Annotated in this window: 16 protein-coding genes; 12 read left to right on the plus strand and 4 right to left on the minus strand. The window is 32.8% G+C overall.

Annotated elements, in window-relative coordinates:
* Positions 1 to 247 precede the first annotated feature (247 nt).
* The 3 genes from rplJ to mfnA all read left to right on the plus strand — a co-directional run bounded on the left by rplJ (position 248) and on the right by mfnA (position 4,410).
* A complete protein-coding gene (rplJ, locus tag ACKI30_RS09175) occupies positions 248 to 730 on the plus strand; it encodes a 50S ribosomal protein L16 (protein WP_292739192.1) in 483 nt (160 codons plus the stop codon).
* 184 nt (positions 731 to 914) lie between these two features.
* On the plus strand, positions 915 to 3,188 hold the full coding sequence (gene ppsA, locus ACKI30_RS09180; RefSeq protein ID WP_407411834.1) for a phosphoenolpyruvate synthase: 2,274 nt from the start codon (positions 915 to 917) through the stop codon (positions 3,186 to 3,188).
* A 64-nt stretch (positions 3,189 to 3,252) separates the two neighbouring features.
* On the plus strand, positions 3,253 to 4,410 hold the full coding sequence (mfnA, locus tag ACKI30_RS09185; RefSeq protein WP_407411836.1) for a tyrosine decarboxylase MfnA: 1,158 nt from the start codon (positions 3,253 to 3,255) through the stop codon (positions 4,408 to 4,410).
* A gap of 3 nt (positions 4,411 to 4,413) precedes the next feature.
* Here the strand turns inward: mfnA and ACKI30_RS09190 are convergent, their stop codons facing one another.
* The 4 genes from ACKI30_RS09190 to ACKI30_RS09205 are packed head-to-tail and all read right to left on the minus strand — an operon-like array spanning position 4,414 to position 7,466.
* Positions 4,414 to 4,788, minus strand: coding sequence for a dihydroneopterin aldolase family protein (locus tag ACKI30_RS09190; RefSeq protein ID WP_407411838.1), 375 nt, complete (start codon positions 4,786 to 4,788; stop codon positions 4,414 to 4,416).
* Positions 4,788 to 5,510, minus strand: a complete 723-nt coding sequence (locus tag ACKI30_RS09195) for a class E sortase (RefSeq protein ID WP_407411840.1) — start codon at positions 5,508 to 5,510, stop codon at positions 4,788 to 4,790. The genes ACKI30_RS09190 and ACKI30_RS09195 overlap by 1 nt, the downstream gene beginning before the upstream one ends.
* 37 nt (positions 5,511 to 5,547) lie before the next feature.
* Positions 5,548 to 6,711, minus strand: a complete 1,164-nt coding sequence (locus ACKI30_RS09200; protein WP_407411842.1) for a DUF515 domain-containing protein — start codon at positions 6,709 to 6,711, stop codon at positions 5,548 to 5,550.
* A 41-nt stretch (positions 6,712 to 6,752) separates the two neighbouring features.
* Positions 6,753 to 7,466 (minus strand): archaetidylserine synthase, encoded by a 714-nt coding sequence (locus ACKI30_RS09205; protein WP_407411844.1) that lies wholly within the window; start codon positions 7,464 to 7,466, stop codon positions 6,753 to 6,755.
* A gap of 385 nt (positions 7,467 to 7,851) precedes the next feature.
* Between ACKI30_RS09205 and ACKI30_RS09210 the strand changes: the two genes are divergently transcribed.
* The 9 genes from ACKI30_RS09210 (at position 7,852) to ACKI30_RS09250 (ending at position 14,709) form a co-directional block, all read left to right on the plus strand.
* On the plus strand, positions 7,852 to 8,490 hold the full coding sequence (locus ACKI30_RS09210) for a hypothetical protein (protein ID WP_407411846.1): 639 nt from the start codon (positions 7,852 to 7,854) through the stop codon (positions 8,488 to 8,490).
* 2 nt (positions 8,491 to 8,492) lie between these two features.
* On the plus strand, positions 8,493 to 9,566 hold the full coding sequence (locus tag ACKI30_RS09215; RefSeq protein WP_407411848.1) for a rod shape-determining protein: 1,074 nt from the start codon (positions 8,493 to 8,495) through the stop codon (positions 9,564 to 9,566).
* A 43-nt stretch (positions 9,567 to 9,609) separates the two neighbouring features.
* A complete protein-coding gene (rnhB, locus tag ACKI30_RS09220; RefSeq protein ID WP_407411850.1) occupies positions 9,610 to 10,224 on the plus strand; it encodes a ribonuclease HII in 615 nt (204 codons plus the stop codon).
* 90 nt (positions 10,225 to 10,314) lie between these two features.
* On the plus strand, positions 10,315 to 11,154 hold the full coding sequence (locus ACKI30_RS09225) for a MotA/TolQ/ExbB proton channel family protein (protein ID WP_407411852.1): 840 nt from the start codon (positions 10,315 to 10,317) through the stop codon (positions 11,152 to 11,154).
* Between the two features lie 8 nt (positions 11,155 to 11,162).
* Positions 11,163 to 11,576, plus strand: a complete 414-nt coding sequence (locus ACKI30_RS09230; protein WP_407411854.1) for a biopolymer transporter ExbD — start codon at positions 11,163 to 11,165, stop codon at positions 11,574 to 11,576.
* Positions 11,577 to 11,589: 13 nt separating this feature from the next.
* Complete coding sequence (locus tag ACKI30_RS09235) at positions 11,590 to 12,216, plus strand: IMP cyclohydrolase (protein WP_292739212.1); 627 nt, start codon at positions 11,590 to 11,592, stop codon at positions 12,214 to 12,216.
* A 32-nt stretch (positions 12,217 to 12,248) separates the two neighbouring features.
* A complete protein-coding gene (locus ACKI30_RS09240; protein ID WP_407411857.1) occupies positions 12,249 to 13,013 on the plus strand; it encodes a coenzyme F420-0:L-glutamate ligase in 765 nt (254 codons plus the stop codon).
* A gap of 9 nt (positions 13,014 to 13,022) precedes the next feature.
* A complete protein-coding gene (cofD, locus tag ACKI30_RS09245) occupies positions 13,023 to 13,928 on the plus strand; it encodes a 2-phospho-L-lactate transferase (RefSeq protein ID WP_407411859.1) in 906 nt (301 codons plus the stop codon).
* A gap of 19 nt (positions 13,929 to 13,947) precedes the next feature.
* Positions 13,948 to 14,709 (plus strand): GTP cyclohydrolase III, encoded by a 762-nt coding sequence (locus ACKI30_RS09250; protein WP_330009256.1) that lies wholly within the window; start codon positions 13,948 to 13,950, stop codon positions 14,707 to 14,709.
* The last annotated feature ends 18 nt before the right edge of the window (positions 14,710 to 14,727 follow it).

Below are 14,727 nucleotides of genomic sequence, written 5' to 3' on the forward strand. Positions count from 1 at the left end.
ATTTATTTTCATTTTTTCACATTTTTTTATTAATAATTTATTTATTCTATTTGTTTTTTAAATTTATATTATTTGTGATATTATAAAAAATATGGTAACCTTTATTAATGACTTAGTTAATATATTTAAGTATTCTATATATTACGATATATGATTTTTATATAGCTATTATTCGAACTTAATATTATATAGCTATTTTTTAATTAAACATGTTCATTCATGTTATTTTTATTTCGGAGGAATAATCATGGTTCGTGCTTATACAAGAAGAGATTACATTAGAAAAACCCCAAATTCAAGAATTGTACAATATGACATGGGTAATTTAAGAGATGAATTCCCTGTTTCTGTAAGTTTAGCTGTAAAAAAACCAGCTCACATTAGACACAACTCTTTAGAAGCTGCAAGGATTGCTTCTAACAGATTAATGCAAAGAGCTGCTGGTAGAATGGGATACCACTTAAAATTAAGAGTATACCCTCACCAAATCGTAAGAGAAAACCCAATGGCAACCGGTGCAGGTGCGGACAGGGTTCAAAGTGGTATGAGAAATGCTTTCGGTAAACCAATCAGTGTTGAAGCTATCGTTAAAAAAGATCAAAGAGTCATCACTATTGACTGCCAAGAAAAAAACTTTGAACAAGCTAAAGTTGCATTAAAAAGAGCAGGTATGAAATTACCAGTTCCATGCAAAATTGTCGTTGACAAAGGCGCTGAATTAATTAAATAATTTTAATTAATTTATTTTTACTCTTTTTTTTAATTTAACCATTTCAACTATTTTAACTATTTTTCTAATTTTTATAATTAAATATTTAAACATTAAAATTTATAGTATTATACATATTATTGGTAATGTTTTTATCCAAACTATTGTCAATTGAATATGTGTTTATACCAAGAGGTTTTATTTTATGTATGTTGTAAAATTTGAGGATTTAAGTAAATCCGATATTGGAATTGCAGGAGGAAAAGGTGCTAATTTGGGAGAATTAACCCAGGCAGGCATTCCAGTACCTCCAGGTTTTGTAGTAACTGCACAAGCATATGAAAAGTTCATGGATGAAGCAGGAATTAATGACAGCGTCATGAAAATTCTTGATGAAATTGATATCAATGATACTAAAGCTCTTCAAGCAGCAGCTGAAAAAATAAAAAAGATTATTATTGAAGCTCCTATTCCAGAAGATTTAGTTTTATTTATCCGTGAATTTTACAATGAACTTTGTCAAAGAGTTGGCGAAGATGATACTGATGTTGCAATCAGATCATCCGCAACTGCAGAAGACTTGCCTGAAGCTTCATTTGCAGGTCAACAAGATACTTTCTTGCACGTTTCAGGTGATGACGAAGTAATCGAATATATCAGAAAATGTTGGGCATCTTTATTTGAAGCAAGAGCAATTTTCTACAGGGAAGAAAATAACTTCGAACATTCAAAAGTTTACATTGCTGTTGTTGTTCAAAAAATGGCTATTGCAGATAAAGCTGGTGTAATGTTTACTGTAAACCCATCTACCGGTGAAGAAATCGCTTTAATTGAAGGATCATGGGGTCTTGGTGAAGCAGTTGTATCCGGAGATGTAACTCCTGATAATTATCAAGTTGATAAGAAAAATAATGAAATTATCAATGTAACAATTAGTGACAAAAAAGTAATGTACACTAATGATGAAAACGGAACTAGTGTAAAAGTTGAAGTTCCTGAAGATAAAAGAAATGAAAGAGTATTATCTGATGATGAACTCATAGAATTAACTGAAATGGGTAAAAGAGTTCAAGCTCATTATGGTGAACCTATGGATACCGAATGGGCATTTGAAAGAGATAACTTATTCTTATTACAAGCAAGACCTATCACTACTTTAGGTGACGTTTCAGAAGAGGAAGACTCTGATGTTGGCGCAACCGGAGATGTTCTTGTAAGAGGTCTTGGTGCAAGTCCAGGTATGGCAAGCGGTAAAGTCAAAATCGTTTTAGATATTGATGAATTAGATAAAATCAAAGACGGGGACATAATGGTCACAACCATGACCACTCCTGATATGGTTCCTGCTATGAAAAGAGCTAGCGGTATTGTTACTGATGAAGGTGGAGTAACTTGCCACGCATCCATTATTTCCCGTGAACTTGGAATTCCATGTGTTGTTGGAACAGGTAATGCTACAGCTACTTTAGAAGAAAATGCTGGTGTTACTTTAGACGGTAAAAAAGGATTAGTATTTGAAGGAATTTCTGAAGTTAAGGAAGAAGCTCCTGCTGTAGCTAATGTTGAAGCAGCTCCAATCATAACTGTTACTGAAGTAAAAGCTAATGTAAGTATGCCTGAAGCAGCAGAAAAAGCAGCTGCAACCGGTGCAGATGGTGTCGGACTTTTAAGAACCGAACACTTAATGTTAACCTCAGGTGTTCACCCTGGTAAATTCATCGCAGACGGTAAAGAAGACGATTTAATTGACACTATTGCTGAGAAGGTTCAAATTGTAGCTGATGCATTCTATCCAAAACCTGTATGGTACAGAACTTTAGATGCTCCTACTGATGAATTCATTGCATTAGAAGGTGGTGAAAACGAGCCTAGGGAACACAATCCTATGCTTGGTTGGAGAGGTATCAGAAGAGAATTGGATCAACCTGAAATCCTCAAATGTGAGTTCAGAGCTATTAAAAAGTTACATGAAAAAGGTTACACTAACATTGGAATCATGATTCCATTGTCACAAAATCCTGAAGAACTTGTACAAGCTAAAGCTCTTTGTTCCGAAATAGGTTTAGAACCTCACAAAGATGTTGACTTCGGTATGATGGTTGAAATTCCAGCAGCAGCTATTATGATTGATGAATACATCAAAGTTGGAATTGACTTTGTAAGTTTAGGAACCAATGATTTAACCCAATACACTCTTGCAGTTGACAGAAACAATGAATTTGTGGCAAAACACTATTCAGAAGAACACCCTGCAGTAATGAAATTAATTGAAAGAACAATTAGAAAATGTGCTGAAGCAGGTGTTAAATGTAGTATCTGTGGTCAAGCAGGTAGTGTACCTCACATTGTTGAAAAACTTGTTGGTTTCGGAATCTCAAGTGTATCCTCAAACACTGATGCTATTGCTGATGTGAGGAAAACTGTCGCTAGAGCTGAACAAAAAATTATTCTTGACGCTGCACGTAAACGTTTAGAATAATTTCTTTATTTCTTTTTTTTATTTTAATTTTTATTTTAGTTATTTAGTTTAATTAGGTTATTTTATGCAAGAAAAACCAATAGATAGAGAAGAAATCTTAAAGGAATTGGATGAAATTCATAAATTAGATAATAATTATGCGGACGGTAGGATTTTAGGGTCTATGTGTACTGAAGCCCATCCCTTTGCAAAGGAAGTTTATTGTAAGTTTTTAGATACTAATTTGGGTGATCCAGGTCTTTTTAAAGGAACAAAATTTATAGAAGATGAAGTAATCAAGTCTATTGGTAATCTGTTGTCTTTGGACAATGCTTTCGGAAACATTGTAACTGGCGGAACAGAAGCAAATATCATGGCTATTCGTGCCGCTAGAAATCATGCAAGAAAATACAAGGGAATTACTGATGGGGAAATTATCATCCCTGAATCCGCTCATTTTTCATTTAAGAAAGCTGCTGACATGTTAAACTTGAATATAGTTGAAGCAAAACTGGATGAAAATTATAAGATCGATGTTAATGCATTAAAAGATGTAATTTCTGATAAAACTGTGGCTATTGTAGCTATTGCAGGCACAACTGAATTGGGTTTAATAGATTCTATTGAGGAAATTTCACAAATTGCTCATGAAAATAATATCTATTTCCATGTTGATGCCGCATTTGGCGGTTTTTCAATTCCTTTTTTAAAAGAAATTGGTTATGATTTGCCTGTTTTTGATTTTTCATTGCCGGGAGTCTGTTCAATAACTGTCGATCCTCACAAGATGGGGCTTGCCCCTATTCCTGCTGGAGGAATCATATTTAGAAAAGAGGAATATCTTAATGTAATGGCTGTTGATTCTCCATATTTAACTGTTAAAACTCAATCAACAGTTGTTGGGACCCGTATTGGCGCTTCATCTGCTGCCACTTATGCCATCATGAAATATTTCGGGCGAGAGGGTTATTGCAAACTTGCTGAAAATTTAATGAATAATACTAAATTTTTAAAAGAAGGTCTTGAAGAGATAGGTTATGATGTTGTTTGCGAACCCGAATTGAATATAGTGGCTTTTAATCACCCTGATTTTGATGCGAATGTGCTTTCTGAAAAATTAGAAAAATTAAATTGGAAGGTTTCTGTAGCAAAATGTCCTGTTGCAATTCGGATAGTCTTAATGAATCATATTAAAAAAAGTCATTTAAAAGAGTTATTGGAAGATTTAAAAGAAATATATTAACTTTTAATCTTCTGCAATATCTTCAACATACATTAAAGGATAGTTTAACTCTTCAATGAATTCAATTCTTATTATTGCTGTGACATTTTCTACTTTTGTGTAGATTTTAACATCAAGCATATCTCCAGTAAGAGATGTGTATTCAAATTCAGTCATTGATTCTTCTAGTTTATCAAATCTGATATTGACTTTAACATCATCAATAGCTGGCTGCAATTTTAAAGATTCTTCCATACTTGTCTCTAAACTATTTTTAGTATTTTTATTGACGGGAGTTCCAACAAATTGATGAAATAGAGCTCCCATACTAATAGCTCCTTCAAATATGGCTCGTTCTCTTGTTGTTATATTAGAGAAATATTCTTTGTCGACATCCATCATATTCCTCCATTTAAAAAGATTATTTTGTCATATATTAACTCGGATGGCATTGGATGAATACAACAAAATATTAAAATTGCTGTAATAATCAATACTGTTGCTAAAATATAAACTCTTTGATTTTTCGGATAGAAGAAACTGAATATCAATCCAATTCCTAAAAAGATTGCAGTAATTATCAATGCATTCAATCCTTGAGGATTACTATTGATTATATCGCTATTTAGTGCATTAGTTTCACTCAATTCTCCTTGTATGATCAATCTATTTTCAGTAGATCCGATAGGATCACAGGTAATTAAATATAGTGAATTTCCACCTTCCACAGCGTCAAGCTGATAAGTAGCAGGCACAATTGTTGAACTTATGACTTTATATTTTAATTCTCCGATTCCAGGCCATTCTAAGATTAGTTCGTCTCCTTCTGATAATTCATTAAGCCTTAAGAAAGGAGAACCCTGCAGTGTTCTATGTCCGAATAATAATACATCACCACTTAATGGAGCATATGAACTTGGCTCATGCAATACTCCCTGTGAGAGAGATACCTCGTTAATTTTTTCAGTAACTCCAATAGAAGGAATTATAATCATTGGGGACTCTATATTGCTTTCCACAGCATTTTTTGATGAGAAGTAGTTAACTTCTCCCATTGCATATAATCCTATTATGAGTAAACATATAATAACAATTATTGTTGTAATACTTGGTCTATTCATAATATCACTTTTGTAAATATCTAATATAATAATTTTTTCAATTGTTATACGTAGTGTAAATTTCATTATACATCCAGTTTGGAGCATGTGATGTTGGAATAGTTAATACAATATTTTCCATGTTGTTTATTACAAAATTTACCTTATCTTGGGGCGTTTCAATTAAAAGCATGTATTGGGCATCTAAATCGCCTAGATTGATTTGACGTTCATAATTCGATAATTTAACCCCATAATCCTTAAGCATTTCAACGGTTTCCTTTTCACTATATCCTTTGACAATTGATCCCTTTAAAAGTTCCAATACGTTGGATGAAAAACTTTTCGTGTTTTCCTTTGGGTAGGTATCGTTTCCTTTCACATGGACATTGGATTTTGAGTATTCTGAGTCTATTTCTCCGTTTTCCTCATATCTCATTATGGAAAGCACTGTACATCCGCTTATTTCAGGGCTTGAATTGTTTTCGCTAATGTTTTCGTCAGTGTAATTCGAATTTAAATAGATGTCCACCACACTGCCCACATTAATTAGTCCTGCACCCGCCTGCAGCCTTGAAACTAATATCGGCACTGAAACTGTATTGGGGGTTTCAAATTTAATTTTTGACAGTACAGTTGCATCATTCTGACTAACAATTTCCATTGCCTCATTACTGTTCATTATGACGTCTTTGCTTTCATTTCCATATACTACCATGGTTCTGTTGAATTTATCCTGATTGGCGTAAATGGCTTTTTTATGATATGATTTCCAGTCTTTGGTTGCTGATGTCAGAATGTTTATGCTTTCCAATTCTTCACAGCTTCTTGCATCATCAATCTTGTTTTCTAAAACTAATGCATTTGATGATGTCACCAACGGGCCTGAATATAACTCGTGAAGCTCATTTAATTTTTCAGTTCTCATTAGGGACAGTTCCTCCTGCTGTGGCTGGTAAACTAAAAAGTAGTAAGACGCTATTATCAATGTGGATAATATCAAAATTGTGATTATTATTCCAATTTTTCTTTTTTGTTCATCTTCGGTAATTCTTGTTGTTTTCGGATTTAAATAAACTCCAATTTTATGATTAAGCTTTTTTAAGGGACTTAATTCATCTTTTTTTGAAGGTTTGGGAAAATTTTCTTCGATATACTGTTCTTTTATATCTTTTGTTTCCTCAAAACCTTTGGGAAATAATGGATCTTTTGGTTTGGTCATTTTTCTACTCCTAATATTTAATTAAAAGTAGATGGATTAATTTAATTGGTTTTTACAGTGAAATTTTTAATTAAATTAATTAAAAGGTAGTATAAACAGAATAATAACAATAATAGTGCTGGTATATTAATATTAAACAAGATTATTTTGAAAGGGAGAATTAACAAAATGATTAATATGACTGATATTGCTAGAATTGGCATGTTATCGAATTTAGGATAAATGATTTTACTAATCATGATTAAAGAAATTATAATGCTTAATATTATTGCAAGATATTCATTATATAATCCACTTAAATAATATGTAGCTAAGATAAATGCGATTCCAGGTATCGGGAATCCTATAAAATCTTTAGTTTTGATTTGATTTGCAATTACATTGTATCTTGTCAATCTCAAAATTCCACAAATAACAAGTAATAAACTAACGATTATTACAATTGGTTGAATAATAGTTGATGTGGTGTTAATAGTAGAATATAGGAATATTGCTGGCGCAACACCAAATGAAACAGCATCGGATAGGGAATCAATATTTTTTCCAAATTCCAATGTGTCATGTCTATTGGTTTTTCTTGCTACCCAACCATCTACTGAGTCAAACATGATTGCAAATATCATTAACAGTGCTGCTAGTTCAAAGTTGTTATTTACTGAACTGATTATAGATATAAATCCGCAACTCATATTGCATAATGAGATCATGTCGGATATTGCAATGAATTTTTTAATGCTTGTATCTTCAATATTCATGTTCAACCTCTGTAATACTTTTTAATTCATAAGTTATTAATTTTTTCTTGGATTTCGTCTTATATTTATTAATATTTGTATTTAATTATTTATAAGTGTTATTTTATATTGAATTTGTTAGTTTGTTTGGTTTTTAAGTTTTCACTTGTTGTATGTGTATTTTTTTTAATAATTTCGCATAATTATTTAGTTTGATTAAAAAAATTGAAATTTATTAACTAATTTTGAAAAATTAACCTTAAAAGATAAAATATATATAATAATATTTTTAATAAATATTAATTGATAAACTATCGATGAGTGGTTGAAAATTAAATTCTTAAATTTAATTTTAAGCTGTTTATCTTTAGTTTTAGAACTTAATATTAATGTAGTGAGTAGTTAAATGATTGAAGATAATATACGTGTCCTTAGGCAGGCTGCAATGGTCACAACAGACAGCAATTATAAAATTGAAAAAACTTGGTGTGTTATTGCAGGTAATGCGGATTTGGTTGATGAAATGGCATATAAAGCTATTTTATCTAATTCAACTGTCAAGATATTGTTTAGGGAGCATGTTGTATTAAAGGAAGGTAAATTGGATAAAACATTTGATTTTATCATGATTTATGGCAATTCTATTGTTATAAATGATTTTAAAAATCAAACAAGGCAACGTGGTGGAGCTTATGTCCAAATACTTCGTAAATATTTATCTGATGAACCTAATGTGATGGTATTTGTTGCCCCTGAGAATGTGCTGAAATCCACATTGTCAAAAATTGGCAAATCACGAGTGCCATTCAAGATTCTTCAAAAAGCTCAGACTACCAGTTTCATTAATGTTGACATAAGTAATGAAGTTAGATTACCAAATTTCATCAAATCTGCTTTGAAACCATTCTATAATGCTAATGAGGTCGTTCTAACAACAGTTGTTGTTTCTGTTGAGAAAAATGAGCATGTTGGAAAAATTCAAAGCATCGCTACATCTAATAAGGTATTCGTTATAGATTTTAAAGATATTGTAACGGAGGAATAATCATGAATATTTTTGGAAAAGAAGAGGAAGAACCACAAGTTGATGACACCAGAGTCATTAGCAACAGTCTCGGAATTGATTTAGGAACTTTAAACACAGTTATAGCAAAACCTTCTGGTGATAAATTTGATTTATATCAAATCCCATCAGTTGTTGCCGTAAAAAAAGATGATCCATCTGAAGTTTTGGCAGTAGGTGAAGAAGCTAAAAGAATGCTTGGAAGAACTCCTGAAGATATTCTTGCAGTAAGACCTTTGAAAAAAGGAGTAATCGAAAATGTTGTACAAGCACAAGCATTACTCATTAAAGCAATGCAAATTGGTATTAATGAAGGCGAAAGTGTTGGTAGAATAGTTATCGGTATTCCTGGTGACGCATCTGAAGTGGAAAAAAATGCTGCTGAAGAAATAGGTAGGAAAGCAGGTGCTCAAAATATTCTGGTTATTAGTGAAGGTTTAGCAGCCGCTATTGGTGCAGGTTTGCCTATTGCAGAACCAAATGGTACCATGGTTGTGGATATTGGTGCAGGTTCAACTGATATTGTAGTTATTTCCCTTGGAGGAATTAATGATATCGAAACTGTAAGATGTGGTGGTGACGATATTGATAACAGAATCGTTGAACTTGTAGCAGAAAAATATGATGTAGCTATTGGTATTCATGATGCAGAAGCTGCTAAGATGGAAGTGGGTATGGTTCACTGTTCAGAACAGCTTGAAAATTTAAGTGTTGAAGTCATTGGTAAATCTTTAGAAACTAACAGACCTAAAAAAGTTATTATTGATTCAATGTTAGTTGCTGAAGCTGTAGAGCCATTCATGCAACAAATTGTAGGCGGATTAAATATTATCTTGGAAAGATTATCCCCTGAATTGATGATGGGAGTTTATAATAACTCTGTTGCTGTTGGTGGAAGTTCAAGACTTCGCGGTATAAAAGAAAGGATTTTTGATGAAATTGGAATTCCAATTGAAATTTCAGAAGATCCAATGACTGTTGTTGCAAAAGGTACTGCTATTGTTGCTGCAGAACCACTTGCATTAGAACCTGAAGTCCGTCTTAGGGCTATGAAATAAATTTCAATATTTATTTCTCTTTTTTTTACTTTTTTTGATTTTTATGGATATTTTAGGCATTGATGAGGCTGGAAGAGGGTCTGTTTTAGGTCCGATGGTTATTGCAGGAGTTATAGTTCCTGAAAAAATGGAAAAGGTCTTGGAACGGATGGGCGTAAAGGATTCCAAAAGATTGGCTCCTCACAGAAGGACAATTTTATCCCGTAAACTTAAAAAGATGTTTGAATATGAAGTTGTAGTCATTTCTGCCCGTGAAATCGATGAAATGAGGGCTGATGGGATAAATCTCAATGAAATTGAAAAAAATGCCATGGAATCTATTTTAATAAAAATGAATCCTGAAAAGGCCATAGTCGATGCTGTTGATGTTAAAGCGGAACGTTTTCAAGAAAATTTGCGCAAAGACACTGGTGTTAATGTCATTGCCGAACATAAGGCAGATGATAAATATATTGAAGTTAGTGCTGCGTCAATTATAGCAAAAGCCGAAAGGGATAAGCAAATTGAAGAAATTAATAAAGACTTTATCAAGTCTGGGGGCATTGGTTCAGGTTATCCTTCAGACCCAAAAACAAAAGAATTTTTAACTCACTACACTTATGATGAAATGCCCGATTTTGTTAGAAGGTCATGGGCAACTGTTGCAAAATTGAAATAATTTCAATCCTTTTTAAATAATATTTAAGTATATGGAATAATAAAACTATTCTTATAAAATTTTCGATATAATGTTATATAGAGGATGAAAATGATTATAGAATATATTTATCCATTTCTTGACGGAATTGTTGATATTTTCTCTCAAGGTGGAATTATTACATATATAATTCTTTTTGTTGGTATCTATGGATTAATTATTTCAATAAGAAAAATTGCTTATCTTAGAAAGATTAGTAAAGTTGATACTACAGAGATTTTTGGCGTTGTTACTGCATCCATGGAAAGAGGTGGAGCAGTCGAGGCATTAAAACAAATCAACGGTTTTAAAAATCCTATTTCTAAAATTATTTCTGAGACTTTAAAAATTGGTTATAAAAACAAAACTGAAGTTGAAGAGAGTATGGAGCAAATTTTCATTGTTGAAGTAGCAAAGATGACAAAAGGATTAAGTACTATAAAAACTATTACAGAACTCGCTCCTTTTTTAGGTTTGATTGGTACAGTAATTGGTATTTGGATGACATTCAAGTCATTGGGAGTCAATCCTGATTCAGCCGCTATGGCAGAAGGTATTTACGTTGCTTTGACTACTACCATTATGGGTCTTTTGGTTGCAATTATATTATTGCCTATCTACACTTATATTCAGGACCTTATTTCTGCTGAAATGGACAAGATTGAGCTTGCTACAAAAATGACCAATTGGGGATTTGCTGTAGTTAAAGTGAGAGTTGATTCTAATGTTGAATGTGCTCTTGAAGCTCTTCAAAAAGCTGAAGGTGTTGTAAACACCAGGCTGATTTCAGATCCTTATGCTAATATTAAAGTTTCATTTAAGCCGAGCATGTTGGATAAGAGTATTTCAAATATTATTTTAGAAAAATGTAATGTTAATGCTGAGATTACAGAAAGTAAACTAAAACAATAGGTGATTTGATGGCTATTGACGTTAGAGGATATAAAAAGAAGGTATTAAATCAAAAACCAAGTATTAATCTTGTTCCATTTATTGATATTCTTTTTACTATCATGATCTTTTTAGTTGTTACTAGTAATTTTTCAGCTACTGATGTTCAAACCGACGACGCTGATGTTGTTGAAGATGCAACAGGAAAACCAAATGTGACTGATGTTTCTGGGGACGCCCAGTATTATGTTATGCCGGTAGCTAATTTGCATAAAGTTACGGTAAATGGTGTTGATAAGTCAGACACGATAGTCGGCAGTGCTGTTGGTGTACAGGCGAGAGTTATTGATGAAGGACAAATCACAATTAAGCCGGGAGAAATTAGTATTACCACTCCTCCAGGAGTCTCCCCAGATGTGGCTGTCCAACGTCCAGAATTATAAATGGGGAATAAAAGTGTATACAGGTAGAATTTTATCAACTGGGATGAATAGTGATGGTAAACCTTTCGTAGCTTATCGTGTTTCAAGCAGGTCATTTCCGAATAGGCAATGCTTAAAATTTGAAAACCGTGCAGCTATTGTTCCAAAAGAGGGTTTTGAGAAAGATATTTATGAGAATACATATATTACATACAATTGTATCCGTATTGTAAGAGATATGGCTATTGTATCCAATGGTTCTCATACTGATGTTATAGCAGATAAAATCGCTTTAGGAATGAATATCAAAGATGCAATTGCATATTCATTGCTTACCATGGATTATGAAAAAGATGATTATCATACTCCAAGGATAGCTGCTGTTGTTACATCAACAAATAAGAAGGATGAATATGGATGTTATGTTGGAATTGCTAACGATAAAAAATTGTTAGTGGAACAAGTTCCTTATGGAGATGCAGTATTTATTTCAACATACGGAAGTCAAGTACATGACTTGGTTGATTTTGAAGCAAAAACCGCAACAGAATCTGCTAAATTTATTTTTGACGAAGGTACTTTTGCTAATTATAAAAAACCAGTAACTTCATGTGCTGCTGTATTTAATGGAGAATGGACTATCGATGTCTATAATCCATAATTTTATTTTTTTTTAATTTTATTAGGGATATTATGAGTATTGAATTGATTGGTCTAGAAGGTATTCCTATTGTTGATGAGTCCAGTGATATTTCACAGATTATCAAAGATGCAATTTTAAAACAGGGCTGCGGACTTAAACATGGGGATATTATATTAATAGCTGAAACCTTAATTTCAAAAGCAGAAAACAATTTTATAAAACTTGATGAATTGACTCCAAGTGAAGAAGCTATTGAACTTGCTGAAAAGTCTAAAAAAGATCCAAAACTCGTTCAGGCAATATTGGATGAATCTGTGGAGGTTGTAAGGGTAGGTCCTAAATTCATCATCACAGAAACAAAACACGGATTTGTTTGTGCTAATGCAGGAATAGATGAATCCAACGTTGGTGAAGGTTTAGCTACTCCGATGCCTGTTGATGCTGATAAATCTGCCTTTGAAATTCGTGAATTTTTAGAAAAAGAGTTTGATGAAGAAATTGCAGTCATCATCACTGATACTCAAGGTAGGGCTTTTAGATTTGGAGCTATCGGAACAGCAATTGGATGTTCAGGAATCACTCCTCTTTGGAGAAGAGTAGGTGAAAAAGATTTATATGGCCGTGAACTGGAAACTACTGAAATTGCAACTGCTGATGAGTTGTCCGCTGCTGCATCATTAATTATGGGGCAAGCGGATGAAGGCCTTCCTGTTGTGTTAATTAGAGGATTTAACAGTTTTGATGCAATTCGTGACACTGACTCAAATATCAAGCCTTTGCTCATGACCAAAGAATTTGATGTATTTAGGAAATAGATGGTTTTTATGATTACTGTTTTATCCGGAGGCACTGGCACTCCAAAATTATTACAAGGTTTAAAAGAAGTAATTGATACTAAAGATTTAACAATTATTGTAAATACTTTAGAAAATGATTTTTTCTCAGGAGTTTATGTTTCAGCAGATATTGACACTGTGTTATACACCATGGCTGACATGATAAATGATGAGTTATGGTACGGTGTTAAAGGCGATACATTCATTACCCATGAAAGGCTTGGGGAGATAGGTTGTCCGGAATTGCTCCGTATTGGAGATATTGACAGGGCAACTAAAATTCAAAAAACTCAATTGATGGAAAAATACGGTCTTTTAAAAGCATGTGAAATTCAAGCAAAAAACATGGGGATTGATGCAAAGATAATTCCTATGAGTGAGGAAAATTCAGATATAAAAATTATAACTGACATCGGAGAGTTGGAATTTCATGATTTTTTAATTAAACATCAGTCACAACCTGAAGTTTTAGACGTTAAGTTTTCCAAAGTAAAACCTAGTGAAGGTATTATTGATGCGATAAAAAATTCTGAAGCAGTAATAATTGGACCTTCAAATCCAATAACTTCAATTTTACCAATCTTATCATTAGATGGCGTTCGTGAAGCTTTAAAAGACACTTATGTCATTGCTGTTTCACCAATTATCGGAAATGACAGTGTTAGCGGTCCGGCAAGCAAATTTATGGAGGCATTGGATATTGATGTTTCAGCGGTTGGTGTTGCATCAGTATATGATGATTTTTTAGATGCTTTTGTAATAGATGATAAAGACAATGATAAAAAAGTTGAAATAAATCAAATAGTTAATAAGGTAATAACTACAAATACAATAATGAATAATTTAGATGCTAAAATAAATTTAGCTCAGATAATTATTGATTGTATTCCTTAATTGAAGAGGCGATTATTCAATGATACAAATGACATTAATACAAATTGACAATTATGGTCCTTGGACTGTTACTCCAAGACCACGAACAGAATCTGACTTACAAATGCTCCAGGCAAGTTTATTTGCTGATTTAAACAACCATTTTGGTAATAAAAAAGGGTTAGTTTTCTTCACAAGATTTGACAATCTGCTTGCAATTTCAAATGGTCTTGATGAGGAAGACCACTTAAGGATTCAAAGATCAATTAGAAACAGATATCCTATAACTGTTAGTATGGGTGTAGGTGCAGCTGAAACACCTCATGAAGCTCAAAGATTGGCTACTATAGCACTCCAAAAAGCAGGAAGTGCTCAATCCGGTGAAAGAAAAGAAATATTAGCTATTGACAGTTTGGTTGATGAGGAAGATAGTTTTGTTCAAGCAGCTCACATTGATATTAATAGTGTAACTGAAACATTAACTGATATTGAATCTGCATTTGACACAAGTTTCATGGTTAATAAGGCTCAACATTATTTAATGACTAAATTAATCAAAAAAGGAGCATTATTATTCTTCATTGGTGGAGATAACTTTATGTCTCCATGTAATGGTTTGTCTGAAAAGGATATAGAAGAAATAATGATAGAAATTGATGAAGAAATAGGCATTAAACTTAAAGCAGGTATCGGTCGTGGAAAAAATGCGGAAGATGCAGCATATATGGCAGATATCGGTCTTGAAGAAATTCGTGCTCACAATAATGAAATGTGGACTTGGGTAATTGAAAAAGAATACTGAGGAATATCATGATTAAAG

Origin of the sequence: Methanobrevibacter sp., from assembly GCF_045539575.1 — an archaeon.
GTDB lineage: Archaea > Methanobacteriota > Methanobacteria > Methanobacteriales > Methanobacteriaceae > Methanocatella.

Bases quoted from the DNA above. Each gene is read 5' to 3' on its own strand.
- ACKI30_RS09200 (WP_407411842.1), bottom strand. From the start codon at position 6,711: ATGACCAAACCAAAAGATCCATTATTTCCCAAAGGTTTTGAGGAAACA.
- rnhB (WP_407411850.1), top strand. From the start codon at position 9,610: ATGGATATTTTAGGCATTGATGAGGCTGGAAGAGGGTCTGTTTTAGGT.
- ACKI30_RS09250 (WP_330009256.1), top strand. From the start codon at position 13,948: ATGATACAAATGACATTAATACAAATTGACAATTATGGTCCTTGGACT.
- mfnA (WP_407411836.1), top strand. From the start codon at position 3,253: ATGCAAGAAAAACCAATAGATAGAGAAGAAATCTTAAAGGAATTGGAT.
- ACKI30_RS09205 (WP_407411844.1), bottom strand. From the start codon at position 7,466: ATGAATATTGAAGATACAAGCATTAAAAAATTCATTGCAATATCCGAC.
- ACKI30_RS09215 (WP_407411848.1), top strand. From the start codon at position 8,493: ATGAATATTTTTGGAAAAGAAGAGGAAGAACCACAAGTTGATGACACC.
- ACKI30_RS09210 (WP_407411846.1), top strand. From the start codon at position 7,852: ATGATTGAAGATAATATACGTGTCCTTAGGCAGGCTGCAATGGTCACA.
- ACKI30_RS09195 (WP_407411840.1), bottom strand. From the start codon at position 5,510: ATGAATAGACCAAGTATTACAACAATAATTGTTATTATATGTTTACTC.
- ACKI30_RS09230 (WP_407411854.1), top strand. From the start codon at position 11,163: ATGGCTATTGACGTTAGAGGATATAAAAAGAAGGTATTAAATCAAAAA.
- ACKI30_RS09240 (WP_407411857.1), top strand. From the start codon at position 12,249: ATGAGTATTGAATTGATTGGTCTAGAAGGTATTCCTATTGTTGATGAG.
- cofD (WP_407411859.1), top strand. From the start codon at position 13,023: ATGATTACTGTTTTATCCGGAGGCACTGGCACTCCAAAATTATTACAA.
- ACKI30_RS09190 (WP_407411838.1), bottom strand. From the start codon at position 4,788: ATGGATGTCGACAAAGAATATTTCTCTAATATAACAACAAGAGAACGA.
- ACKI30_RS09225 (WP_407411852.1), top strand. From the start codon at position 10,315: ATGATTATAGAATATATTTATCCATTTCTTGACGGAATTGTTGATATT.
- ppsA (WP_407411834.1), top strand. From the start codon at position 915: ATGTATGTTGTAAAATTTGAGGATTTAAGTAAATCCGATATTGGAATT.
- rplJ (WP_292739192.1), top strand. From the start codon at position 248: ATGGTTCGTGCTTATACAAGAAGAGATTACATTAGAAAAACCCCAAAT.